The sequence below is a fragment of the Pseudomonas sp. SBT1-2 genome, assembly GCF_028640875.1.
GTDB classification, from domain to species: domain Bacteria; phylum Pseudomonadota; class Gammaproteobacteria; order Pseudomonadales; family Pseudomonadaceae; genus Aquipseudomonas; species Aquipseudomonas chlororaphis_I.
This window is the reverse complement of sequence record NZ_JAQZAA010000117.1, coordinates 39,903-62,189: the sequence shown is the minus strand read 5'-3', so window position 1 is coordinate 62,189 and position 22,287 is coordinate 39,903. Positions and strand designations below refer to the sequence as shown.

The 22,287-nt window shown below is 62.8% G+C and carries 21 protein-coding genes; 7 read left to right on the top strand and 14 right to left on the bottom strand.

Going from position 1 to position 22,287, the window contains the following annotated elements; genetic code table 11:
- Positions 1–392 precede the first annotated feature (392 nt).
- Positions 393–2,390 carry a choline BCCT transporter BetT gene (betT, locus tag PVZ78_RS30690; RefSeq protein WP_103331616.1) on the top strand — a complete coding sequence of 666 codons (1,998 nt, stop codon included), beginning with the start codon at positions 393–395 and terminating at the stop codon, positions 2,388–2,390.
- Between the two features lie 288 nt (positions 2,391–2,678).
- Here the strand turns inward: betT and choV are convergent, their stop codons facing one another.
- The 3 genes from choV to PVZ78_RS30675 form a co-directional block, all read right to left on the bottom strand.
- Positions 2,679–3,857, bottom strand: coding sequence for a choline ABC transporter ATP-binding protein (gene choV / locus PVZ78_RS30685; RefSeq protein WP_016704219.1), 1,179 nt, complete (start codon positions 3,855–3,857; stop codon positions 2,679–2,681).
- Entirely contained in the window at positions 3,854–4,699 is an 846-nt protein-coding gene (gene choW, locus PVZ78_RS30680) for a choline ABC transporter permease subunit (protein WP_007925985.1), read from the bottom strand. The genes choV and choW overlap by 4 nt, the downstream gene beginning before the upstream one ends.
- Positions 4,700–4,769: 70 nt before the next feature.
- The gene (locus PVZ78_RS30675) at positions 4,770–5,726 is read right to left on the bottom strand and encodes a choline ABC transporter substrate-binding protein (RefSeq protein WP_009051250.1); all 957 of its coding nucleotides are present in this window, start codon (positions 5,724–5,726) and stop codon (positions 4,770–4,772) included.
- A 426-nt stretch (positions 5,727–6,152) separates the two neighbouring features.
- Between PVZ78_RS30675 and PVZ78_RS30670 the strand changes: the two genes are divergently transcribed.
- On the top strand, positions 6,153–7,529 hold the full coding sequence (locus tag PVZ78_RS30670) for an L-serine ammonia-lyase (protein WP_273829766.1): 1,377 nt from the start codon (positions 6,153–6,155) through the stop codon (positions 7,527–7,529).
- A 571-nt stretch (positions 7,530–8,100) separates the two neighbouring features.
- Positions 8,101–9,195: a GlxA family transcriptional regulator gene (locus PVZ78_RS30665; RefSeq protein ID WP_009045963.1), complete on the top strand. Its 1,095-nt coding sequence runs from the start codon at positions 8,101–8,103 to the stop codon at positions 9,193–9,195.
- Here PVZ78_RS30665 and aac(6') read toward each other — a convergent pair whose 3' ends face one another.
- The 7 genes from aac(6') to choX all read right to left on the bottom strand — a co-directional run bounded on the left by aac(6') (position 9,196) and on the right by choX (position 15,349).
- The gene (gene aac(6') / locus PVZ78_RS30660) at positions 9,196–9,642 is read right to left on the bottom strand and encodes an aminoglycoside 6'-N-acetyltransferase (protein WP_110177496.1); all 447 of its coding nucleotides are present in this window, start codon (positions 9,640–9,642) and stop codon (positions 9,196–9,198) included.
- Between the two features lie 62 nt (positions 9,643–9,704).
- Positions 9,705–9,965 (bottom strand): hypothetical protein, encoded by a 261-nt coding sequence (locus tag PVZ78_RS30655; protein WP_007925996.1) that lies wholly within the window; start codon positions 9,963–9,965, stop codon positions 9,705–9,707.
- Between the two features lie 359 nt (positions 9,966–10,324).
- Positions 10,325–11,488 (bottom strand): gamma-butyrobetaine dioxygenase, encoded by a 1,164-nt coding sequence (locus PVZ78_RS30650; protein ID WP_273829765.1) that lies wholly within the window; start codon positions 11,486–11,488, stop codon positions 10,325–10,327.
- Between the two features lie 165 nt (positions 11,489–11,653).
- Positions 11,654–12,130, bottom strand: a complete 477-nt coding sequence (locus tag PVZ78_RS30645; RefSeq protein WP_273829764.1) for a thioesterase family protein — start codon at positions 12,128–12,130, stop codon at positions 11,654–11,656.
- Positions 12,131–12,278: 148 nt separating this feature from the next.
- Positions 12,279–13,244 carry an L-carnitine dehydrogenase gene (locus PVZ78_RS30640; protein WP_009051244.1) on the bottom strand — a complete coding sequence of 322 codons (966 nt, stop codon included), beginning with the start codon at positions 13,242–13,244 and terminating at the stop codon, positions 12,279–12,281.
- A gap of 199 nt (positions 13,245–13,443) precedes the next feature.
- Positions 13,444–14,331, bottom strand: coding sequence for a 3-keto-5-aminohexanoate cleavage protein (locus PVZ78_RS30635; protein ID WP_009051243.1), 888 nt, complete (start codon positions 14,329–14,331; stop codon positions 13,444–13,446).
- Positions 14,332–14,404: 73 nt separating this feature from the next.
- On the bottom strand, positions 14,405–15,349 hold the full coding sequence (choX, locus tag PVZ78_RS30630; RefSeq protein WP_009051242.1) for a choline ABC transporter substrate-binding protein: 945 nt from the start codon (positions 15,347–15,349) through the stop codon (positions 14,405–14,407).
- Between the two features lie 193 nt (positions 15,350–15,542).
- Here choX and PVZ78_RS30625 point away from each other — a divergent pair, with 193 nt between their 5' ends.
- Entirely contained in the window at positions 15,543–16,490 is a 948-nt protein-coding gene (locus tag PVZ78_RS30625; protein ID WP_016704212.1) for a GlxA family transcriptional regulator, read from the top strand.
- Between the two features lie 98 nt (positions 16,491–16,588).
- On the opposite strand, the gene PVZ78_RS30620 is transcribed toward PVZ78_RS30625, so the two are convergent.
- From PVZ78_RS30620 to PVZ78_RS30605, 4 genes are all read right to left on the bottom strand, one after another.
- Positions 16,589–17,005: a DUF3010 family protein gene (locus PVZ78_RS30620; RefSeq protein WP_009051240.1), complete on the bottom strand. Its 417-nt coding sequence runs from the start codon at positions 17,003–17,005 to the stop codon at positions 16,589–16,591.
- Positions 17,006–17,038: 33 nt separating this feature from the next.
- Complete coding sequence (locus PVZ78_RS30615) at positions 17,039–17,407, bottom strand: helix-turn-helix domain-containing protein (RefSeq protein ID WP_050899134.1); 369 nt, start codon at positions 17,405–17,407, stop codon at positions 17,039–17,041.
- Positions 17,346–17,600 carry a type II toxin-antitoxin system RelE family toxin gene (locus tag PVZ78_RS30610; protein WP_009051238.1) on the bottom strand — a complete coding sequence of 85 codons (255 nt, stop codon included), beginning with the start codon at positions 17,598–17,600 and terminating at the stop codon, positions 17,346–17,348. Before PVZ78_RS30610 ends, PVZ78_RS30615 begins: the two co-directional genes overlap by 62 nt.
- A 230-nt stretch (positions 17,601–17,830) precedes the next feature.
- The gene (locus PVZ78_RS30605) at positions 17,831–18,232 is read right to left on the bottom strand and encodes a lysozyme inhibitor LprI family protein (RefSeq protein WP_009051237.1); all 402 of its coding nucleotides are present in this window, start codon (positions 18,230–18,232) and stop codon (positions 17,831–17,833) included.
- Positions 18,233–18,459: 227 nt separating this feature from the next.
- On the opposite strand from PVZ78_RS30605, the gene PVZ78_RS30600 reads away from it, so the two are divergent.
- From PVZ78_RS30600 to dgcA, 3 genes are all read left to right on the top strand, one after another.
- Entirely contained in the window at positions 18,460–19,437 is a 978-nt protein-coding gene (locus tag PVZ78_RS30600; RefSeq protein WP_007926352.1) for a dipeptidase, read from the top strand.
- Positions 19,438–19,599: 162 nt separating this feature from the next.
- Positions 19,600–20,130 (top strand): DUF5943 domain-containing protein, encoded by a 531-nt coding sequence (locus tag PVZ78_RS30595; RefSeq protein ID WP_003228980.1) that lies wholly within the window; start codon positions 19,600–19,602, stop codon positions 20,128–20,130.
- A 15-nt stretch (positions 20,131–20,145) separates the two neighbouring features.
- Entirely contained in the window at positions 20,146–22,206 is a 2,061-nt protein-coding gene (gene dgcA / locus PVZ78_RS30590) for a dimethylglycine demethylation protein DgcA (RefSeq protein ID WP_009051236.1), read from the top strand.
- Positions 22,207–22,287 lie beyond the last annotated feature (81 nt).

Below are 22,287 nucleotides of genomic sequence, written 5' to 3'. Positions count from 1 at the left end.
TAAAACGGCTACCGGCGTGAGGGCCAGTCTATTTTGTTTTGATTGAACGTTCAATCAACAAAGAATAAGATCTGCGACAAATCGTCGCTGCCTCCAGGTCCTTCCTGCGTGTAGATGGCGGAAAAGCGACCTCCGAAAAAGCCTGAAACCCAAGCAGGGCATAGCGTGAGCCAGCGAGGACGGATGTGTTGAATGGGCAAGACGCTTAAGGCCAGGTGACGAACTGCACGTTTGCACTCGGCCTTCGACGCTGGTTCTCAACGCAACTCCTGCAGGTTCGGGCTTTTTCGGGGTGTCTTTATATCACCCGTCGGTCGGCTGCCAACTAACCGATTGGTCGGGTGCCGTGTTGCCTTGTGTTCTTCTCTCGCACTGCCTGGAGCATCTGTGCCATGAGTTCTGCCTCTCTTATAAAGACCCCACCGGAAAAGGTGCGGGTCAACGGTTGGGTGTTCTACACCTCTACCGCGCTGATCCTGTTGCTGACCGCCATTCTGATCATCGCCCCGCAAGAGGCCGGCAGACTGCTTGGCATTGCCCAGGCCTGGTTGTCCCGCAGCTTCGGCTGGTACTACATGGTGGTGATCGCCGCCTACCTGGTATTCGTCGTCGGCCTGGCGTTTTCCTCCTACGGCAAGCTCAAGCTGGGGACCAAGCAAGACACCCCGGATTTCAGCTATGGCGCCTGGGCCGGCATGCTGTTCTCGTCCGGTATCGGTATCTCGCTGCTGTACTTCGGCGCTTCCGAACCGCTGGACCATTACTTCAACCCGCCTGAAGGCGTAGCGGGCAGCAACCAGGCCGCGCGCCAGGCGCTGCAGCTGACTTTCCTGCACTGGGGCCTGCACGGCTGGGCGATCTACGCCCTGGTCGGCCTGGCCGTGGCCTACTTTGCCTACCGCCACAACCAGCCGCTGGCGCTGCGTTCGGCGTTGTACCCACTGGTGGGCGAGCGCTGGGTCAAGGGCGCGGCCGGTCATGCGGTGGATGGTTTCGGCATGTTCGTGACCCTGCTGGGCCTGGTGACCAACCTGGGCATCGGTTCGATGCAGGTGTCTTCCGGCCTGGAAAACCTGTTCGGCATGGAACACAGCAACACCAACCTGCTGATCGTGATCATCGTCATGAGCACCGTGGCCACCATCGCCGCGGTATCCGGTGTGGAAAACGGCATCCGCCGCTTGTCCAACCTGAACATCGTGCTGTTCAGCGGCCTGCTGATCTTCGTGCTGCTGTTTGGTCCGACCCTGCACCTGCTCAACGGTTTCGTGCAAAACGTCGGCGACTACCTCAACGGTGTGGTGCTCAAGACCTTCGACCTCTATGTGTATGAAGGCGACAACGCCAAGTCCGACCGCTGGCTGGGCCTGTGGACCCTGTTCTACTGGGCGTGGTGGATTTCCTGGGCGCCATTCGTCGGCATGTTCATCGCGCGTATTTCCCGTGGCCGTACCGTGCGCGAGCTGGTGGCGGGCGTGCTGTTGATTCCGCTGGGCTTCACCCTGGCCTGGCTGTCGGTGTTCGGTAACTCGGCCCTGGACCTGGTGATGAACCACGGTGCGGTGGAACTTGGCAAGACGGCGCTGGAACAGCCGTCCATGGCGATCTACCAACTGCTGGATCATTACCCGGCGTCGAAGATTGTCATCGGCGTGTCGATTTTCGTCGGCTTCGTGCTGTTCCTGACCCCGGCCGACTCCGGCGCGGTGATGATGGCCAACCTGTCTTGCAAGGGCGGCAACGTCGACGAAGACGCCCCGCACTGGCTGCGGATCTTCTGGTCGGTGGTGATCACCCTGGTGACTATCGGCCTGCTGTTCGCCGGTAACTTCGAAGCCATGCAGACCATGGTGGTGCTGGCCGGCCTGCCGTTCTCGGTGGTGCTGGTGTGCTTCATGTTCGGCCTGCACAAGGCCATGCGCCAGGACACGCAGATCGAACAGGAGCAGGCGGAACTGGCGGCCCGTGGTCGTCGTGGTTTCAGCGAGCGCCTGACCCAGCTGGACCTGCAGCCGACCCAGGCGGTGGTCCAGCGTTTCATGGACAAGCACGTGACGCCGGCACTGGAAGAAGCCGCTACCCAGCTGCGCAACCAGGGCCTGGATGTGCAAACCCTGCTGGGCAAGTCCAAGCGCTGCATGGGCGTACGGATCGAGATGGAAGAGGGCAACCCTTTCGTCTATGAAGTGAGCCTGGATGGCTATCTGGCGGCGCCGAGCGAATCGGCCGATGCGCCGGAAGAGCGTGCGCGCTACTACCGCGCCGAGGTCTACCTGCACAACGGCAGTCAGGAATACGACTTGATGGGCTTCACTCAGGAGCAGATCACCCGTGACGTGCTCGATCAGTTCGAAAGCCATCGACAGCTCCTTGGCCGGGTCTACAGCTAAGAGGTGAAAGGCGCGGTGTAGCCCTGTTACACCGCGTCGCCTTCATCGCGGGCAATCGAGCATCGACCGGCCGCTCCTACAGAAGACGCACGCGCATGCCTCTGTAGGAGCGAGCGGGCGGCGATCCGACTTGCCCGCGAAGCGATGTACCTGGTTCCCCGCAATATCAGCAACGCCCCCATCGCCAGCAAGCTGGCCCCTGCAGCAGGGGGCAATCTGCCGAAGCCTTACCCGATAAAACAAAAACGCCGCGATCAATGTCGCGGCGTTTTTGTTTACGTGTCGCTGTTACCCCAGGTTCTTGCCGAGCAGCGCGTGGTAGAGCTCGCTGTCGCCAAGGATCCCCACCACCTTGTTGTTGTCGTGCAGCACCAGCTTGTTGCCGGTCTGGTAGCGGATCTGCAGCGCATCGCGCATGCCGATGCTGGAGTCGACCAGGGTCGGCTTGCGGCCCAGGCCTTCCACCGCCTGGCCTGGGATCCAGTTCTGCAGGTCGAGGCTGGCGCCGTTCTGGCGTGCGCCCTTGATGGTGTTGCCCTCGGCCAGGTCGAGCCAGGAGTCGCCACCCGGATCCAGGCACACGGAGCCGTTGATGCGCTTGCAGTTGTCCAGGGTGCGCATCAGGCTGCGGCCGCAGAGCACGTTGAGCGGGTTGGTATGGGCGACGAAGGTGCGCACATAGTCGTCCGCCGGGTTCAGCACGATCTCTTCCGGCTTGCTGTACTGGATGATCCGGCCGTCTTTCATGATGGCGATGCGGCTGCCCAGTTTCAGGGCTTCGTCGAGGTCATGGCTGACGAACACGATGGTCTTGCTCAGCTTGCGTTGCAGTTCCAGCAGTTCGTCCTGCAGTCCCTGGCGGATCAGCGGATCGAGGGCGGAGAAAGGTTCATCCATCAGCAGGATGTCGGCGTCCATCGCCAGGGCGCGGGCCAGGCCGACACGTTGCTGCATGCCGCCGGACAGTTCGTCGGGCTTCTTGTTGCGCCACTGGGTCAGGCCCACCAGCTCGAGTTTCTCGTCCACCAGCTTGCGCCGTTCCTTTTCCGGCCGGCCCTGCATTTCCAGGCCGAAGCTGATGTTCTCGCGAACGGTCAGCCAGGGCATCAGGGCGAACTTCTGGAACACCATGGCGATGCGCTTGGTGCGCATCATCTTCAGTTCCGCCGGGGTGCAGGAAGCGATGTCGATCTGCCGGCCTTCATGCTCGACGAACAGCTTGCCGCGGCTCACGGTGTTGAGGCCGTTGATGCAGCGCAGCAGGCTCGACTTGCCGGAGCCGGAAAGGCCCATCAGCACGCAGATTTCGCCTTTCTCGATGTCCAGGCTGGCCTTTTCCACACCGACGATCTGGCCGGTCTTTTTCAGGATCTCGTTGCGGCTCATGCCCTGATCCAGCAGCTTGAGCGCCTCGCGTGGATCCTTGGAGAAGATAACGTCGACGTTATCGAAGCGGATTATGCTCATGCGTCACCCCCTACTTTGGCTTCGGGTTGTTTGCAGATACGGTCGAGCATGATCGCCAGCAGTACGATTGCCAGGCCTGCTTCGAAGCCCAGGGCGATATCGGCGGTGTTCAGTGCGTTGACCACGGGTTTGCCCAGGCCGTCGGCGCCCACCAGGGCTGCGATCACCACCATCGACAACGACAGCATGATGCACTGGGTGATGCCGGCAGCGATGCTCGGCATGGCGTGGGGCAGCTCGATACGCGACAACAGTTGACGGCGCGAGCAGCCAAAGGCCTTGCCGGCGTCCATCAACTCTTGTGGTACATCGCGGATGCCCAGGTAGGTCAGGCGGATCGGCGCGGCAATGGCGAACACCACCGTGGAGATCAGGCCCGGCACAACGCCCAGACCGAACAGGGTCAGGGTAGGAATGAGGTAAACGAAGGTCGGTACGGTCTGCATCAGATCGAGCACCGGACGCATCATGGTGTAGAACATCGGCTTGTGCGCGGCGACGATGCCCAACGGCACGCCAATGAGCACGCAGACCAGGGTGGCGAACAGCACCTGGGCCAAGGTTTCCATGGTTTCCTGCCAGTAACCCAGATTGAGAATCAGCAGGAAGGACAGCACGACAAAGGCCGTCAGGCCCCATTTGCGTTGAATGATGTGCGCCAGCAAGGCAATCAGGCCGATCAAGGCCAGCGGGTTGAACCAGGTCAGCGCAAACGTCACGCCGTGGATCATCGTTTCCAGGGTCGATGCGATCGCATCGAATGTGTTGGCGCCGTGTTGCGTCAACCATTCAACGAAGGCAGCGATGTACTGGCCTAAAGGGATTTTCTGATCAATGAGCATGGTATTGAACGTCCGCATGCAAGGAATAAACAGCCCGGGCGGGCGAACCCACCCGGCGTAAGCGACCTACTTAATTAGCAGCTTGCGCAAGCTTGGCTTTCACGGCCTCCAGGCCTGGTTTTCCGTCAATGGTGGTCACGCCAGCGAGCCAGGTATCGAGTACCTCGGGGTTTTTCTTCAGCCAGGCCTTGGCGGCCGCCTCGGGCTTCATCTTGTCGTCCAGGACGTTACCCATCAGGGTGCTTTCCATATTCAGGGTGAACGACAGATTCTTCAGCAACTGACCAACGTTGCTGCATTCCTCGGCGTAGCCCTTGCGGGTGTTGGTGTAGATGGTCGCCTGGCCGTAGTTGGGGCCGAAGAACTCGTCGCCGCCGGTCAGGTACTTCATCTTGAAACGGGTGTTCATCGGGTGCGGTTCCCAGCCCAGGAACACCACCGCGGTGCTGCGCCGTTGCGCGCGCTCGACCTGGGACAGCATGCCCGCCTCGCTGGACTCGACCACCTTGAAGCCGGCGTCTTTCAGGCCGAAGGCGTTCTTGTCGATCATGCTCTGGATCATGCGGTTGCCGTCGTTACCCGGCTCGATGCCGTAGATCTTGCCGTCCAGTTCTTTCTTGAACTTGGCGATGTCGGCGAAATCCTTCAGGCCCTTGTTGTACAGCTCTTCCGGGACCGCCAGGGTGTACTTGGCGTTCTCCAGGTTGGCGCGGATGGTTTCCACAGTGCCGGCATCGCGATAGGGCTTGATGTCGTTTTCCATGGTCGGCATCCAGTTGCCGAGGAACACGTCCATGTTCTTGCCGTCGGCCAGGGACTTGTAGGTCACCGGCACGGAAATCATCGTGGTCTTGGTCTTGTAGCCAAGTGCCTCGAGAACCACGCTGGTGGTCGCGGTGGTGACGGTGATGTCGGTCCAGCCGACATCGGAGAAGTTTACGGTGCTGCATTGCGCCGGTTCTGCGGCGTGCGCCAGAAGCGGCAGACTCAGCATGGCGGCCAACAACAACGACGGGGAACCTTTCATGGGATGGACTCCTGGGTGTTTTCTGGCGGTGTGTCTGACCGCACTTATAAGTGTTGCGGTTGGGGCGAGTGGGACAGCTCTACCACAGTGCCTTGCAATCGAGTCGAGACTGATCATGTACCAGTGAAAATCTGACGCCTACAGGGTGCGTCGTATCCAGTACAGGGAGGGTCGCATCCAGTGTCGGTAAGGTCGCTTACAGCTTTTTTCAGCACTTTTTGCCCATCTGAACCGCAAAAAAACGGCCAGAACCGGAGGTCGGCGGGCCACGGCGTTGGTGGGCATGAGTGAGTCGGTGTGAGACGTCGAACGACACTGCAAAAGCCTGATGATGCGCGTATCTCGGCGGATTACTGCTTGAGCGTAGCAGCTTCGCCACCGGGCGTTTGGGCGCCCGGCGTGTGCTCATCGAGGAGTTTCGCAGTAATGGCTATCAGTGTTTTCGACCTGTTCAAAATCGGCATCGGCCCCTCCAGTTCCCACACCGTCGGGCCCATGCGCGCCGCGGTGCTGTTCGTCCAGGCGCTGCGGGAAAAAGACCTGCTGGAGCAGGTGCGCCGCATCGAGGTAAGGCTCTACGGTTCGCTGTCGGCCACCGGCATCGGGCACGGCAGCGACAACGCGGTAATCATGGGGCTGATGGGCGAATGGCCGGATGCGATCGATCCGTCGCAGATCGGCGGTCGCATCGAGACCCTGCGCGAAACCAATACCCTGCTGCTCGACAACCGCCTGCCGATCCCCTTCGTCTGGGCGCGCGACATGCTGCTGCTCGACGAGAACCTGCCGTTCCACCCCAACGCCATGACCCTGGTGGCCGAAGGCGAGTCCGGGGAGCTGTACCGCGATACCTATTATTCCGTGGGCGGTGGTTTTGTCGTCGACGAGGCCCAGGCCAGCAGCGGCGTGGTGGACCTGGATCGCACTGAATTGCCTTACGACTTCTCCAGCGCCGTGGAGCTGCTGAGCCTGTGCCAGAAGCACAACCTGCGGGTGGCCGAACTGATGATGGCCAACGAGAAGGTCTGGCGTTCGGAGGAGGAGATCCGCGCGGGCCTGATGAAGCTCTGGCAGGCCATGCAGGATTGCGTCGAGCAGGGCCTCAAGCATGAAGGCATCCTGCCCGGCGGGCTCAATGTGCGACGCCGCGCGGCCAAGCTGCACCGCAGCCTGCAGGAATTGAACAAACCCAATGTGATCGGCTCGACCCTGAGCGCCATGGAGTGGGTCAATCTGTATGCCCTGGCGGTCAATGAAGAGAACGCCGCCGGCGGGCGCATGGTGACGGCACCGACCAACGGCGCGGCCGGGATCATTCCGGCGGTGCTGCATTACTTCATGCGCTTCAGCGAGGATGTCACCGACGCCAACGTGGTGGACTTTTTCCTCGGCGCGGCGGCGGTGGGGATCCTTTGCAAGAAGAACGCCTCGATCTCCGGTGCCGAAGTCGGTTGCCAGGGCGAGGTGGGTTCTGCCTGCGCCATGGCTGCCGCCGGTCTGGCGGAGATTCTCGGGGCGTCGCCGGAGCAGCTGTGCAACGCCGCGGAAATCGGCCTGGAGCATAACCTCGGCCTGACCTGCGACCCGGTCGGCGGCCTGGTGCAGGTGCCGTGCATCGAGCGCAACGCGATTGCCGCGGTGAAGGCCATCAATGCCGCGCAAATGGCCCTGCGCGGCGACGGCCAGCACTTCATTTCCCTGGACCGGGTGATCCGCACCATGCGCGATACCGGCGCCGATATGCATGACAAATACAAGGAGACATCGCGCGGCGGGTTGGCGGTCAGCGCTGTGGAGTGTTGAGGCCTTAAGCAGTGGGGGCGCTGCGCGGTCCATCGTGAGCAAGCTCGCTCCTACGAGGTGCCGCGTTCTCCTGTAGGAGCGAGCTTGCTCGCGATGACGCCCGGTATTTCACCACCATCCACAAGCAGAACTCACCCACCTCAATGGCAATGTTCTGCTCATAAATTGAACACCCCGCGACGCCCTCGCCACCTTTTGGAGCGTCGCAAACAGGTAAGTCCAAGGGCTCATCGGTCAGGTTTTTCACTCACCTCGGCTGAGCGCCCGCCTGTGCTTGCGGTGACACTCTTTTCCCGGGACGTTTCTCGCCGTTCCCACAAGTGCTACCGATTTGCTCACAGCCACCGGCCCAGGGCCCTCCACGGCCGATTCGGCACTGATAACCCGCACATTGCGCACGGCTTATATAGACGCATCGCGACGTCGTTTTCAGGAGTTATTGAATGGCCATTCAATTTTAGGCATGGCAATTGCTCTGTCATCACAAAGCCCGTCTCCCACGTGAGAATGATGGCAATAACAAGAGCCTCCGCCTGAGGCCATCACCTGCTTTGTGTGAGGAGATACCGCGATGACGACGTTCAACTCCGGGGCTCAACCCCAGAACCGTGCGCCTCAATCCATCGGCTTTTTGCTGCTGGACAATTTCACGCTGATTTCCCTGGCCTCCGCGGTCGAGCCGCTGCGCATGGCCAACCAGTTGTCCGGTCGCGAGCTGTATCGCTGGACCACCCTCAGCGTCGACGGCGGCCAGGTCTGGGCCAGTGATGGCCTGCAGATCACCCCCGACGCCTCCATGCACAAAGCCCCCGCCCTGGACACTGTGATCGTCTGCGGCGGCATCGGCATCCAGCGCACCGTGACCCGCGAGCATGTGTCCTGGCTGCAAAGCCAGGCGCGCCAGTCCCGCCGTCTCGGCGCGGTCTGCACCGGCAGTTGGGCCCTGGCCTGCGCCGGCCTGCTCGACGGTTTCGATTGCAGCGTGCACTGGGAATGCCTGGCCTCGATGCAGGAAGCTTTCCCGCGGGTGGCCATGAGCACTCGCTTGTTCACCCTCGACCGCAACCGCTTCACCAGCTCCGGCGGCACCGCGCCGCTGGACATGATGCTGCACCTGATCAGCCGCGATCACGGCCGTGAACTGTCGGCGGCGATCTCGGAAATGTTCGTCTACGAACGCATCCGCAACGAGCAGGATCACCAGCGCGTGCCGCTCAAGCACATGCTCGGCACCAACCAGCCGAAGTTGCAGGAAATCGTCGCGCTGATGGAAGCCAACCTGGAAGAGCCGATCGACCTCGACGAACTGGCGGTCTATGTCTCGGTATCGCGGCGCCAGCTGGAGCGGCTGTTCCAGAAATACCTGCACTGCTCGCCATCGCGCTACTACCTGAAGCTGCGGCTGATCCGCGCCCGCCAGCTGCTCAAGCAGACGCCGATGTCGATCATCGAAGTGGCCTCGGTCTGCGGTTTCGTCTCCACGCCGCACTTCTCCAAGTGCTACCGCGAGTACTTCGGCATTCCACCGCGTGACGAACGCGTAGGATCCAACACCGCTCAACAGGTGGCGATGATGCCGATTCCGCAGGCGCTGGTGCTGGCTGGCCCGATGTCTTCGCTGAGCCAGGCGCGCAACGAATCGACCTTCGCCAGCGTCAGGCTGTAATCACAGGCTTTTCCTGAAGTACACGACGCGCTCGGTTTCCTCGAAACCGAGCGCCTTGTGCACGGTCTGGCTCAACAGGTTTTCCAGGCCGGTATCCGAAGCCATTTCCACGCAGCCCTGGTCCCGTCCCCATTGGGCGACGGCTTCTATCAGTTGTTCGGCAATGCCCTGGCGCCGCTGTTCGGCGCTGACGTACAACCCCTCCAGAAACACCACCGGCGAATGCTCGGTGCCGTTGACGTAGTCGCGCCGCAACGAAGCTTCGGCCAATCCCACTGGCTGGCCCTCGGCGGTATAAGCGAGCAGGTTGATATAGCGCTGCGGGTCGTCCAGCAAGCTGGCGATTTCCTCCAGGTGTTCCTCGGCCGGGCAGTCGGGCCACAGCGCCTGGCGCAATGACAGCCAGCCCGATCGATGGGCTGACTGGCAGGGTTCGATTCGAATCATGGGGGCGGTTCCTTGGTGTGCAAGTACCGCACTCTACGCCGCGATCCGCTCCCGGCGAAGGCTCAGGCGCGGCTGTTCTGGAACTGGGCCAGGGCCGGCAACAGCTGTTTGTCGATGGCCTGGCGCACGGCCGGCAGGATGGTCGCATTGCCGGTGAGCATCTGCTCGACCATGCCCTTGAGGGCCTTGGCCCGGGCATCGCTCAAGCCGCGCACCGCGCACTCGCAGGCCTGGTCGGCCGTGGCGCCGGCTGGCATTTCAAAACCCAGGGCCCTCAGTTGGCCGAGCAGGTCGTCCTGGTCAATCAGATCCGCGTGCATCATGACTCTTATCCTTGTTCAGGGAGCGTGGTCGTGAGCCGATTCTGGTAGCCGTCCGGACAGTCGGCAAGGGCGAATTGTCGCAATGGCCGGGATGCCTATGAACAGGTCGTTTTCGGCTAACTTGGCTTGAGGGCGACTGGGCACACTGGATTCCAGCTCGGTCATCGAAGGTTTGGTCACCCTCGTGTCGGCTCCTCAGAAAACCTCCTCTGCCCCGATCCTGTCACGGCTTGATCGGGGTCTTTTTTTGTCTGGAAAAAATGCGCCGCCTGGGAGTTTTTTTCGCGAGCAAGCTCGCTCCTACAGGAAACTGCGCGTACCTGTAGGAGCGAGCTTGCTCGCGATAGAACCGACGCGGTCTAGCGCTGCAACACCAGGATTCGCGACAGCAGCTCGTCGCGGTCGATGTAGCACCCCTGGAAATGTCGCGCGCCGCTGGCGGGGTCGAAGGCGTTGCGCGCGTGCAGGGTGCGGCGGTTGTCGAAGCACCACAGTTCGCCGGGGTTGAGGCGCCGGGTCAGGCGAAAGCGCGGCTCGCGGGTCATGGCGATAAAACGTCGATAGGCGCGGTAGAGCCGGGGCATGTCGTCCACCGAGGCTTCGAACGGCCCGCGCAGGAAGTTGGCCATGCGGATCTCCGCGACGTCGCCCACTGCATCCAGGGCGATCACTGGCGCCAGGCAGCGGTAGTCGCTGTGGCGGTCCTTGTTGCGAAACTCCAGGGGGATCTCGCACAGCGCGCGAAATGCCTCGGGGTCTTCGCGGCGCAAAGCGTCGGCGATGGCAAAACCGTCGACAAAAATGCTTTCGCCACCTTCGGCGTCGTTCACCAGGCAATGCAGGAACTGCAGGCCCGGTTGCAGCTCGCGGGTCGGCAGGTCGGTGTGCAGCGGCAGGTTGAAGGCGGTGTAGGCGTTGCTGTCGGCGTCGGCCTTGGACTGTACGTTGAACAGCACGCCGAAATTGCTCTCGCGGATAAAGGCAATGCGTTTGGCGACCTGGGCCAGCGACCCCGGTTCGGTGGGCACGCCGCGGACCTGCGTCAGGCCGATATCGCGCACCGCCAGCAGCCATTGCAACAGCGCCTGCGGGTCCTCCATCAGCGCCTGGTATTCGAATACCGGCAGTTGCAGCCGGCTGTCCCACAGCTGGCTTTGCGGCCGGCGCGCACGGCGCTCGGCGCGGCTTTCATCGTCGTAGGCGTGGGCCCGCAGCCAGCCCGGGTCGAAGCGGCTGAGGTGGCCGTCCTGCCAGGCGATGCTCAGGCAGCCCTGGGCGTCGATCTGGCTGGACGCCGGGGCCAGGTCTTCGGCGACGTCGACTATCTCCAGCACCTGCTCGCGGGTGACGCTGTAGACACAGTGCGGGCAGGAGCAGTTGTCGCGCAGCCACTCATGATGGAAGGGGCTCGAGCGACCGTCGGCCCACTGCACCTGAACACGGTCCGCCAGGGCTTGTACGGCGGTCAACGCGCTGATCAACGGGTAACTGCGGAAGTCGGCAAAAGCGGTGGAGGTATTCACGGTGCAGTCCTTTTTTAGGCTCTGTACGAAAAGTGGCTGCGCTCGGTCATGCTGCGTTAAAAACAGGCTCGGAATGCTCATGTAGGCCCCTACACTCCGCTTCCTCGCCTGTTTTTGCCTTGCCTGACCTTCGCTCGCCGACTTTTCGTACAGACCCAGGGGTGGTTATTTTTCCGGCGGCAAGGCAATCACCCGGCCGATCCAGGCGGGGGCGGGGAGGTCGGCCTGCTCGGCGGCGATGGCTCGCAGCCTGTTCAGCACCGGCTCGCTGAACGGCGCCGAACGCGGGCCGGCGAGGTCGACGTGGAGCAGCATCTGCTCGTTGCCGGCCAGTTCCAGGTCGCCACCGACCTTGTGCAGGCTGTGGTACAGGTGCAGGCGCTTGCGATCGTGGCCGATGATCTGGGTGCGCACTTCGACCTCGGTATCGAGCTTCACTTCATGCAGGTAATTGAGGTGCAGCTCCAGGGTGAACAGCGAGTTGCCGCTGGCTTCGCGGTGGTTGCTGTCCATGCCCAGCTGGTCCATCAGGGCGTCGGTGGCGTAGCTGAAAATCAGCAGGTAGAAGGCGTCCCGCAGGTGACCGTTGTAATCGACCCAGTCGGGGATGATGCGGGTGGTGTAGGTGGTGAGTGCAGGCATGTCATGGGCTCACGAAAATGGCGGGCTGAACCTGTAGCCGCTGCCGCAGGCTGCGATAAGGCTCGAAGAGCCTTCCGAGGGCCGCAAGAGCGCGTCTCCTTCGGAGTCGATCGCAGCCTGCGGCAGCGGCTACAGGGGGGCGTCAGGGTTACTCGCTGAAGCTCATGCCGTGTTTGGCCTTGGTGGTTTTCACCGCTTCGAGCACGGCGAGCAGGCAGTCATCACGATAGCGTTCCAGCGCCGAAATGCTGTGTGTGCCGAGCTGCTCGGCAGTGCCTTCGACCACGTCGTCGATCAGCTTGTCGGTCAGCTCCGGGGCCGGCAGGTAGGTCCACGGCAGCTGCAGGGCCGGGCCGAACTGGGCCATGAAGTGCCGCATGCCGGCATCGCCCCCGGCCAGGGTGTAGGTCAGGAAGGTACCCATGAACGACCAGCGCAGGCCGGCGCCGAAGCGGATCGCGTCGTCGATTTCGCCGGTGGTGGCGACGCCGTCGTTGACCAGGTGCAGGGCCTCGCGCCACAGCGCCTCCAAAAGACGGTCGGCGATAAAGCCCGGGACTTCCTTGCGCACATGCAGCGGGCGCATGCCGAGGGATTCATAGACCTTGATCGCGGCCTGCACGGCTTCTGGCGCGGTGTTCTTGCCGCCGACCACTTCCACCAGCGGCAGCAGGTACACCGGGTTGAACGGGTGGCCGACCACGCAGCGTTGCGGGTGGGTGGAGCTCTCGTAGAACTCGCTCGGCAGCAGGCCGGAGGTGCTGGAGCCGATCAGCGCATCGGGCTTGGCCGCGGCGCTGATCCTGGCGTGCAGCTCGAGTTTCAGTTCCAGGCGTTCCGGGGCGCTTTCCTGGATGAAGTCGGCGTCTTTCACGCACTCCTCGATGGTCGCGACAAAGCGCAGGCGATCCTGGGACGCGCCCGGTGCCAGGCCCTGTTTCTCCAGGGCGCCCCAGGCATTGGCCACGCGCTTGCGCAGGGCCGCCTCGGCGCCGGGCGCCGGATCCCAGGCCACCACGTCCAGGCCGTGGGCGAGGGCGCGCGCTACCCAGCCGCTGCCGATGACACCGCTGCCCAGGGCAGCGAAGGTTTTGATCTCGGTGATAAAGCTCATGACAGGTTTCCTGAAAGTCAAAAGTGAACATATCTGTAGCCGCTGCCGAGCAACGCGAGGCTGCGTGCGGCTGCGCAGCAGTCGTAAGGCCGGTCGGCGCGGTGGATCAGGTAACTCGTGGTCGCCCTTGTGGCGGCTGCATTGCAGCCGTGCGCAGCCTCGCGGGCTCGGCAGCGGCTACAGGCAACCGCCTTCGGGATCAGCCGCGCTTGCTCAGGCCCATCTTGGCCCGGCCCTCGGCCGGGGTCAGGACGCGGGCGCCGAGGCGGCTGAGGATCTCGCTGGCGCGTTCCACCAGCTGGCCGTTGGTCGCCAGCACACCCTTGTCCAGCCACAGGTTGTCCTCCAGGCCGACCCGCACGTTGCCGCCCAGCAGCACCGCCTGCGCGGCCATTGGCATCTGCATGCGGCCGATACCGAAGCCGGCCCAGACCGCGCCCGCCGGCAGGTTGTCGACCATGGCCTTCATGGTGGTGGTGTCGGCCGGCGCGCCCCAGGGAATGCCCAGGCACAGCTGGAACAGCGGGTCGTCCAGCAGGCCTTCCTTGATCATCTGCTTGGCGAACCACAGGTGGCCGGTGTCGAAGATTTCCAGCTCGGCCTTCACCCCCAGTTCCTGGATGCGCTTGGCGCCGGCGCGCAGTTGCGCCGGGGTGGACACGTAAATGGTGTCGCCGTCGCCGAAGTTCAGGGTGCCGCAGTCCAGGGTGCAGATTTCCGGCAGCAGCTCCTCGACGTGGGCCAGGCGGGTCAGCGGGCCGACCAGGTCGGTATTGGGGCCGAACTCCATCGGGTTTTCGCCGGCGCCGATCTCCAGGTCGCCGCCCATGCCGGCGGTGAGGTTGACGATGATGTCGACGTCCGCTTCGCGGATACGCTCCATCACCTCCCGGTACAGCGCGACGTCGCGGCTGAACTTGCCGGTTTGCGGGTTGCGCACGTGGCAGTGGACCACGGTGGCGCCGGCCTTGGCCGCTTCCACCGCGGCGGCGGCAATCTGTTTCGGGGTGACCGGCACGTGGGGGCTCTTGGCGGTCGTGTCGCCAGCACCGGTGAGTGCGCAGGTGATGATGACGTCGTGGTTCATGGTGCGGGTTCCTTACAGGCGTGGTGAGTCGCTGCGCAGCGGTTTGGCGCTGCGCAGAGGGAGTTCGGGGTGGTTATTGGCTGGTCAGTTTCAGGTTGCCGGCGGCCGGCTTGCCATCGAAGGTGGTGACCCCTTCGAGCCAGCGCGCCTTGTCCTGCGGATGGTCGGCCAGCCATTGCCTGGCCGACTCCAGGGCGTCCTTGTGGTCGAGCAGTGGCTGCATCATGCGGCTCTCGTCCTCGGCGCTGAAGGTCAGGTTGCTCAGCAGCCGGCTGACGTTCGGGCACTGTTCGGCGTAGGTCGGCGCGGTGACGGTCCATACCGTGGCCATGCCTTCGTTCGGGCCCAGGGCGTCGTCGCTGCCGGTGAGGTAGGTCATCTGCACGTTGACGTTCATCGGGTGCGGCGCCCAGCCGAAGAACACCACGGCTTCCTTGCGTCGTACCGCGCGATCCACCGCCGCCAGCATGCCGGCCTCGCTGGATTCGACCAGCTGGAATTTGCCCAGGCCGAACTGGTTCTTGGTGATCATCGCCTTGATCTGGGTATTGGCGCCCGAGCCGGGCTCGATGCCGTAGATCTTGCCGCCCAGCTCCTTCTCGAACTTGGCGATGTCGGCGAAGGTCTTCAGGCCCTTGTCCGCCAGGTAGGTGGGCACCGCGAGGGTGGCGCGGGCGTCCTTGAGGCTGGGCTCGGCCAGTACCTTGACCTGCTTGGCGTCGACGAACGGGGTGATGGTCTGGGTCATCAGCGGGTTCCAGTAGCCGAGGAACAGGTCCAGGCGCTGGTCGCGGATGCCGGCGAAAATGATCTGCTGCGAGGCGCTGGTCTGCTTGGTCTTGTAGCCGAGGCCGTCGAGCAGAACCTGGGCCATGGCGCTGGTGGCGATCACGTCGGTCCAGTTGACCACGCCGAGGCGCACGTTCTGGCAGCTGGCGGCGTCGGCGGCCATCGCGCCGGAGCTGAGAAAGACGGTACCGCTGAGTGCAAGGACGCAACTGCTGATCAGTCGTTTCATGAAGGTTTCCTCGGCAGGTCGTTATTGTCGGTCCCGGCGTCTATGTGCGCCGGTGATGCCACGTTACGCAGCCGGCGGGCGCTGAAAACGCACAGCGGCGACCGGCTCTTGCACTGCAGCGACCTTCGTCTTGAACCCGGCGTGGAAACGGCGTATCACAGTGGCCACGCTGCCCGTCATCCGAGTGCGTTCCATGTCCCAGGATTTCTATTTCTTGCTGATGCCGGGCTTCTCGGCCATCGGGTTCATCTCGGCCATCGAGCCGCTGCGCGTGGCCAATCGCTTTCGCGGCGAGCTGTATCGCTGGCATGTGCTGAGCGCCGATGGCGGCGCGGTATTGGCGAGCAACGGCATGTCGGTCAACGCCGATGCGGCGCTGGAGCCGTTGAAGAAGGGCGCGACCCTGCTGGTGGTGGCCGGCTTCGAGCCACTGAAGTTCGTCACCCCGGCGCTGGTGCACTGGTTGCGCCGCCTGGATGTGGAGGGCGTGACCCTGGGTGGCATCGACACCGGCAGCGTGGTCCTGGCCGAAGCCGGGCTGCTCGAAGGCCACCGCGTGACCCTGCACTGGGAAGCGATCGAGGCGTTCAAGGAGTCCTATCCCCAGCTCAGCGTGACCCAGGAGTTGTTCGAGATCGACCGGCGGCGCATCACCTCGGCCGGCGGCACCGCGTCCATCGACATGATGCTCGACCTGATCGGCCAGGCCCACGGCCCGGAGCTGGCGATCCAGGTCAGCGAACAGTTCGTGCTCGGGCGCATCCGCCCGCGCAAGGACCACCAGCGCATGGAAGTCGCCACCCGCTACGGTATCCGCAACAAGAAACTGGTGCAGGTGATCGGCGAGATGGAGCAACACAGCGAGCCGCCCCTGAGCACCCTGCAACTGGCCGAGTCGATCAAGGTCACCCGACGCCAGCTCGAACGCTTGTTCCGCCTGCACCTGAACGACACCCCGAGCAACTTCTACCTGGGGCTGCGCCTGGAAAAGGCCCGGCAACTGCTGCGCCAGACCGACATGAGCGTGCTGGAAGTCAGCATCGCCTGCGGCTTCGAGTCACCCTCGTATTTCACCCGCAGCTATCGCGCGCGTTTTGCCCAGTGCCCGCGGGAAGACCGGCGCCAAAGCCTGAAGGCCTGAGCGACCTGATCCTGTAGGAGCGAAGCTTGCTCGCGATGCAGGCAACGCGCAGCGTCAGACAAACCGCCATCGCGGGCAAGCCTCGCTCCTACGCAGGGTTATTTTTTCAGCAGCGCCGCACAGGCGGTCTTGTACGCCTCATGCTGATACTTGTTCAGCGTCGCCGGCAGGTCGAAGTTGTGCTTTTTGTTCTGCGCATTGATGGTCTGCGGCGACAGCAGGGTCACTTCGCAATTGTCCAGTAGCTGGAACACGCCTTCGATCTTGAAGGTGGTCGGGCCGCCGGCGAATTCGCCTTTTTTGCTGCGTTTCTTGATGGCGATGCGGCTGATGCCGTTGTCGCGGACGAAGGCGGCGACCTGGGTGGCGAAGGCTTTGACGTTGGCGGCTTCGTCATCGTCGTCCAGGGCGATTTTCTTGCAGGCGTTGGCCAGGTGCTGCGCCGTGCCGTCTTGCAGGGTGGCCAAGGCGAAGATGGCTTCGCTGCCTTTGATTTCGATGCCGCAGATGCTCATGGAAAGACCTTTTCTCGGTGAATGGCGTGCAGCTTACAGTTCCAGCTGGTCGGCGCGAATGCCAAAGGCCGCGGCGATCTTCTCGCGGGTGGCGCGTCGGGGCTTGGCGACGCTTTCCTGCTGGGCGAAGGCCGGCTGGGAGATGCCCAGGCGCCTGGCGACCTCGTCCTGGGTCAGGTGCAGGTGTTCGCGCCAGGCGCGGATCGGCGTGGCGCCGTCAACGATGCGGCTGACCACGTCATGGGGGATCAGGTCCGGCTCCTGCTGTTGCGCCACATAGTGCGCATAAGGGATCACCACGAACGCCGGCTTGCCGTCCGTGCCATTGATGATCTGGATGTCAGTAGGTGCGTTCGTCACGTTTCTTGACCTCTTGGATACTGACCACTCGGATAGCGCCATCCCAGTCGAACAGGATTCGATAGTTGCCCACTCGCAGGCGGTAGGCATAGGTGTGGCCGCTGAGTGCCTTGACGTTGCCGGTATCGGGCATGTCGCCGAGCAAGGTCACCGCATCGCGGATCTGTACCTGATGGGCGCTGTGCAATCGCAGCAGTTGTTTGACGGCCTTACGGGTCCACAGGATGCTGTTCATGAACGAATATAAGCCTTTTATAAGATTAAGCAATCTTTGCTTATATTCGCCTGCGGGCCAAGGCGAGAACCTTGTCCGGGTATTGCTCATGGCTTGTTACAGCTGGGGGGAGGGGAAGGTCAGGGGATTTTCGCGAGCAAGCTCGCTCCTACAGGCGTTGCGCCATACCTGTAGGAGCGAGCTTGCTCGCGATGACGTCATGACGGTTGCCGCAGAGGCATCGGTCGGGCCTATTCCTGCCCGATCGACTCCAGAAACTCCGACCGCTCATCGCTCATGCGCGCCAGGCAATCGGCCTGGGCAATGGCGTAGGCCTTGCTGCCGGGTTTGGCGGGGAAGGTGTCGATGGCGCAGTCGGCGTCGCGCTGTTTCTGCCACAGCTGCTGGGCGTTCTGGACCTTGGCGGTGATGTCGGCCAGCTGCGCCTTGTCGCTGCCGTATTGCGTGCCCAGGCGTTCGAGCAGGCCCTGCAGGTTGTCGCTCAGCAGTTGCTCGGCGGTGGTTTTGTTGAAAGTGGCGCATTCCAGAGTCTGTTGGTCCTGTTCGACGCTGTCGCACGGGGAGTTGTCGGCTTCTTCAGCCGCCTGTGCGCCAGTCGCCAGCAGTGCCAAAGCCAGGAAGATCGATTTCATTGCGTCGCAGCCCCCTCTAATCCAGTGATGCGGCGGATTCTGGCCCATGCGCATGACAAAGAACAGATGGGGCAAGGGACGCCTGGCAGACCCTTTGTCGCGGATTGACGCTTTCGGCAATTCCCCTGTCGTTTTTGCACCCGGCTGCCCGGGCACCGAGGCATATGCTGACCCCAAAGCGCCGGCAGACGATTCGGCGCATGAATTGCCAATAAGGGGACTGCCTGATGAGCCCAGCCGAATTGCACGCCGACAGCATCGTTATCGACGGGCTGATCATTGCCAAGTGGAACCGTGAGCTGTTCGAAGACATGCGCAAGGGCGGCCTGACCGCGGCCAACTGCACCGTGTCGGTGTGGGAGGGCTTCCAGGCCACGGTCAACAACATTGCCTCCAGCCAGAAGCTGATCCGCGAGAACAGCGACCTGGTGATGCCGGTGCGCACCACCGCCGACATCCGCAAGGCCAAGGAGCTGGGCAAGACCGGCATCCTTTTCGGCTTCCAGAATGCCCACGCCTACGAAGACCAGATCGGCTACGTCGAGGTGTTCAAGCAGCTGGGCGTGGGTATCGTGCAGATGTGCTACAACACCCAGAACCTGGTGGGCACCGGCTGCTACGAGCGCGACGGCGGCCTGTCGGGCTTCGGTCGCGAGATCGTCGCCGAGATGAACCGCGTCGGCGTCATGTGCGACCTGTCCCACGTCGGCTCCAAGACCAGCGAGGAAGTCATCCTCGAATCGAAGAAACCGGTCTGCTATTCCCACTGCCTGCCGTCGGGCCTCAAGGAGCACCCGCGCAACAAGTCCGATGAAGAACTGAAATTCATCGCCGACCACGGTGGTTTCGTCGGCGTGACCATGTTCGCGCCGTTCCTGGCCAAGGGCATCGATTCGACCATCGACGACTACGCCGAAGCCATCGAATACACCATGAACATCGTCGGCGAAGACGCCATCGGCATCGGCACCGACTTCACCCAGGGCCATGGCCAGGACTTCTTCGAATACCTGACCCACGACAAGGGCTACGCCCGTCGCCTGACCAACTTCGGCAAGATCATCAACCCGCTGGGCATCCGCACCGTGGGCGAGTTCCCCAACCTCACCGAGACCCTGCTCAAGCGCGGTCACTCCGAGCGTGTGGTGCGCAAGATCATGGGCGAGAACTGGGTCAACGTCCTCAAGGACGTCTGGGGCGAATAACGCCAACCTTCCACTGCACACACCAGTAGCCGCTGCCGAAGGCTGCGATCGGCTCCGAAGGAGACGCGTTCTTGCGGTCCTCGGAAGGCTCTTCGAGCCTTATCGCAGCCTTCGGCAGCGGCTACAGATGCACCAATCCAAAGAATTCTGGAGTTTTTACCCATGGCCAAGATCGCCCCGCAACTGCCCATCGAAGTCGACAGCGAAACCGGTGTCTGGACCTCCGACGCCCTGCCGATGCTGTACGTGCCGCGTCACTTCTTCGTCAACAACCACATGGGCATCGAGGAAGTGCTGGGCGCCGAGGCCTATGCCGAGATCCTCTACAAGGCCGGCTACAAGTCCGCCTGGCACTGGTGCGAAAAAGAAGCCGAATGCCACGGCCTGGAAGGCGTCGCGGTGTTCGAGCACTACATGAAGCGCCTGTCGCAGCGCGGCTGGGGCCTGTTCAAGATCCAGGACATCGACCTCGACAAGGGCACCGCCAGCGTCAAGCTCGAACACTCGGCCTTCGTCTATGTGTACGGCAAGGTCGGGCGCAAGGTCGACTACATGTTCACCGGCTGGTTCGCCGGCGCCATGGACCAGATTCTGGCCGCCCGCGGTAGCAAGATCCGCACCGTCGCCGAACAGGTCTACGGCGGTTCCGAAGAAGGCCACGACGATGGCCTGTTCACCGTCAAGCCGTTGTAAGCGGAGTTAAGAAAAATGGCTTTCGAAGCGATGTTCCAGCCGATCCAGATCGGCAAACTGACCATCCGCAACCGGGTGCTCAGCACCGCGCACGCCGAGGTCTACGCCACCGACGGCGGCATGACCACCGACCGCTACGTGAAGTATTACGAAGAGAAAGCCAAGGGCGGTATCGGCCTGGCGATCTGTGGCGGCTCGTCCGTGGTGGCCATCGACAGCCCGCAGGAATGGTGGAGCTCGGTGAACCTGTCCACCGACCGCATCATTCCGCACTTCCAGAATCTGGCTGATGCCATGCACAAGCACGGCGCCAAGATCATGATCCAGATTACCCACATGGGCCGCCGCTCGCGCTGGGACGGTTTCAACTGGCCGACCCTGATGTCGCCGTCGGGCATCCGTGAACCGGTGCACCGCGCCACCTGCAAGACCATCGAGCCGGAAGAGATCTGGCGGGTGATCGGCAACTACGCCCAGGCCGCGCGCCGGGCCAAGGCCGGCGGCCTGGACGGCGTCGAACTGTCCGCCGTGCACCAGCACATGATCGACCAGTTCTGGAGCCCGCGGGTCAACAAGCGGACCGACGAATGGGGCGGCACTTTCGAAGGCCGGATGAAGTTCGGCCTGGAAGTGCTCAAGGCAGTGCGCGCCGAAGTCGGCGACGATTTCTGCGTGGGCATGCGTATCTGCGGTGACGAGTTCCACCCGGACGGCCTGTCCCACGAGGACATGAAGCAGATCGCCAAGTATTACGACGACACCGGCATGCTCGATTTCATCGGCGTCGTGGGTTCGGGTTGCGACACCCACAACACCCTGGCCAACGTGATTCCGAACATGAGTTATCCACCGGAGCCGTTCCTGCACCTGGCTGCCGGGATCAAGGAAGTGGTCAAGGTTCCGGTGCTGCATGCGCAGAACATCAAGGACCCGAACCAGGCTACCCGTATCCTGGAAGGCGGCTATGTCGACATGGTCGGCATGACCCGCGCGCACATCGCCGACCCGCACCTGATCGCCAAGATCAAGATGGGCCAGATCGACCAGATCAAGCAGTGCGTGGGCGCCAACTACTGCATCGACCGCCAGTACCAGGGCCTGGACGTGCTGTGCATCCAGAACGCCGCGACCTCCCGTGAGTACCTGGGCGTGCCGCACATCATCGAGAAATCCACCGGGCCGAAACGCAAGGTGGTGGTGGTCGGTGCCGGCCCTGCCGGCATGGAATCGGCACGGGTGGCGGCCGAACGGGGCCACGACGTGACCCTGTTCGAGAAGAAAGAGGCCATAGGCGGGCAGATCACCACCGCCGCGAAAGCGCCGCAACGCGACCAGATCGCCGGTATCACCCGCTGGTACCAGCTGGAGCTGGCACGGCTGAAGGTCGACCTGCGCCTGGGCACCGCAGCCGATGCCGAGACCATCCTCGACCTGCGTCCGGACATCGTGGTGCTGGCCGTCGGCGGGCATCCGTTCCTCGAGCAGAACGAACACTGGGGCGCCGCCGAAGGGCTGGTGGTCAGCAGCTGGGACGTGCTCGACGGCAAGGTCGCGCCGGGCAAGAACGTGCTGGTCTACGACACCATTTGCGAGTTCACCGGCATGTCGGTGGCCGACTTCCTCGCCGACAAGGGCAGCCAGGTCGAGATCGTCACCGACGACATCAAGCCGGGCGTGGCCATCGGCGGTACGTCCTTCCCGACCTACTACCGCAGCATGTACCCCAAAGAAGTGATCATGACCGGCGACATGATGCTGGAAAAGGTCTACCGCGAAGGCGACAAGCTGGTGGCGGTGCTGGAGAACGAATACACCGGCGCCAAAGAGGAGCGGGTGGTCGACCAGGTAGTGGTGGAGAACGGCGTGCGGCCTGACGAAGCGATCTACTACGCGCTCAAGGAAGGTTCGCGCAACAAGGGCCAGGTCGACGTCGAAGCGCTGTTCGCGATCAAGCCACAGCCTTCGTTGAGCCAGGCGGGCGACGGTTATCTGCTGTTCCGCATCGGTGACTGCGTGGCGCAGCGCAACACCCACGCGGCCATCTATGACGCCCTGCGGATCTGCAAGGATTTCTAAGCGCTTGTGGATAACCCTGTAGGAGCGAGGCTTGCCCGCGAAAGCAATGGATCTGCCGACATCCACGGTGAATGTCAGCAC

Coding starts and splice junctions, on each gene's coding strand:
- betT (WP_103331616.1), top strand. CDS start 393: ATGAGTTCTGCCTCTCTTATAAAGACCCCACCGGAAAAGGTGCGGGTC.
- choV (WP_016704219.1), bottom strand. CDS start 3,857: ATGAGCATAATCCGCTTCGATAACGTCGACGTTATCTTCTCCAAGGAT.
- choW (WP_007925985.1), bottom strand. CDS start 4,699: ATGCTCATTGATCAGAAAATCCCTTTAGGCCAGTACATCGCTGCCTTC.
- PVZ78_RS30675 (WP_009051250.1), bottom strand. CDS start 5,726: ATGAAAGGTTCCCCGTCGTTGTTGTTGGCCGCCATGCTGAGTCTGCCG.
- PVZ78_RS30670 (WP_273829766.1), top strand. CDS start 6,153: ATGGCTATCAGTGTTTTCGACCTGTTCAAAATCGGCATCGGCCCCTCC.
- PVZ78_RS30665 (WP_009045963.1), top strand. CDS start 8,101: ATGACGACGTTCAACTCCGGGGCTCAACCCCAGAACCGTGCGCCTCAA.
- PVZ78_RS30655 (WP_007925996.1), bottom strand. CDS start 9,965: ATGATGCACGCGGATCTGATTGACCAGGACGACCTGCTCGGCCAACTG.
- PVZ78_RS30645 (WP_273829764.1), bottom strand. CDS start 12,130: ATGCCTGCACTCACCACCTACACCACCCGCATCATCCCCGACTGGGTC.
- PVZ78_RS30640 (WP_009051244.1), bottom strand. CDS start 13,244: ATGAGCTTTATCACCGAGATCAAAACCTTCGCTGCCCTGGGCAGCGGT.
- PVZ78_RS30635 (WP_009051243.1), bottom strand. CDS start 14,331: ATGAACCACGACGTCATCATCACCTGCGCACTCACCGGTGCTGGCGAC.
- choX (WP_009051242.1), bottom strand. CDS start 15,349: ATGAAACGACTGATCAGCAGTTGCGTCCTTGCACTCAGCGGTACCGTC.
- PVZ78_RS30625 (WP_016704212.1), top strand. CDS start 15,543: ATGTCCCAGGATTTCTATTTCTTGCTGATGCCGGGCTTCTCGGCCATC.
- PVZ78_RS30620 (WP_009051240.1), bottom strand. CDS start 17,005: ATGAGCATCTGCGGCATCGAAATCAAAGGCAGCGAAGCCATCTTCGCC.
- PVZ78_RS30615 (WP_050899134.1), bottom strand. CDS start 17,407: ATGGCGCTATCCGAGTGGTCAGTATCCAAGAGGTCAAGAAACGTGACG.
- PVZ78_RS30610 (WP_009051238.1), bottom strand. CDS start 17,600: ATGAACAGCATCCTGTGGACCCGTAAGGCCGTCAAACAACTGCTGCGA.
- PVZ78_RS30605 (WP_009051237.1), bottom strand. CDS start 18,232: ATGAAATCGATCTTCCTGGCTTTGGCACTGCTGGCGACTGGCGCACAG.
- PVZ78_RS30600 (WP_007926352.1), top strand. CDS start 18,460: ATGAGCCCAGCCGAATTGCACGCCGACAGCATCGTTATCGACGGGCTG.
- PVZ78_RS30595 (WP_003228980.1), top strand. CDS start 19,600: ATGGCCAAGATCGCCCCGCAACTGCCCATCGAAGTCGACAGCGAAACC.
- dgcA (WP_009051236.1), top strand. CDS start 20,146: ATGGCTTTCGAAGCGATGTTCCAGCCGATCCAGATCGGCAAACTGACC.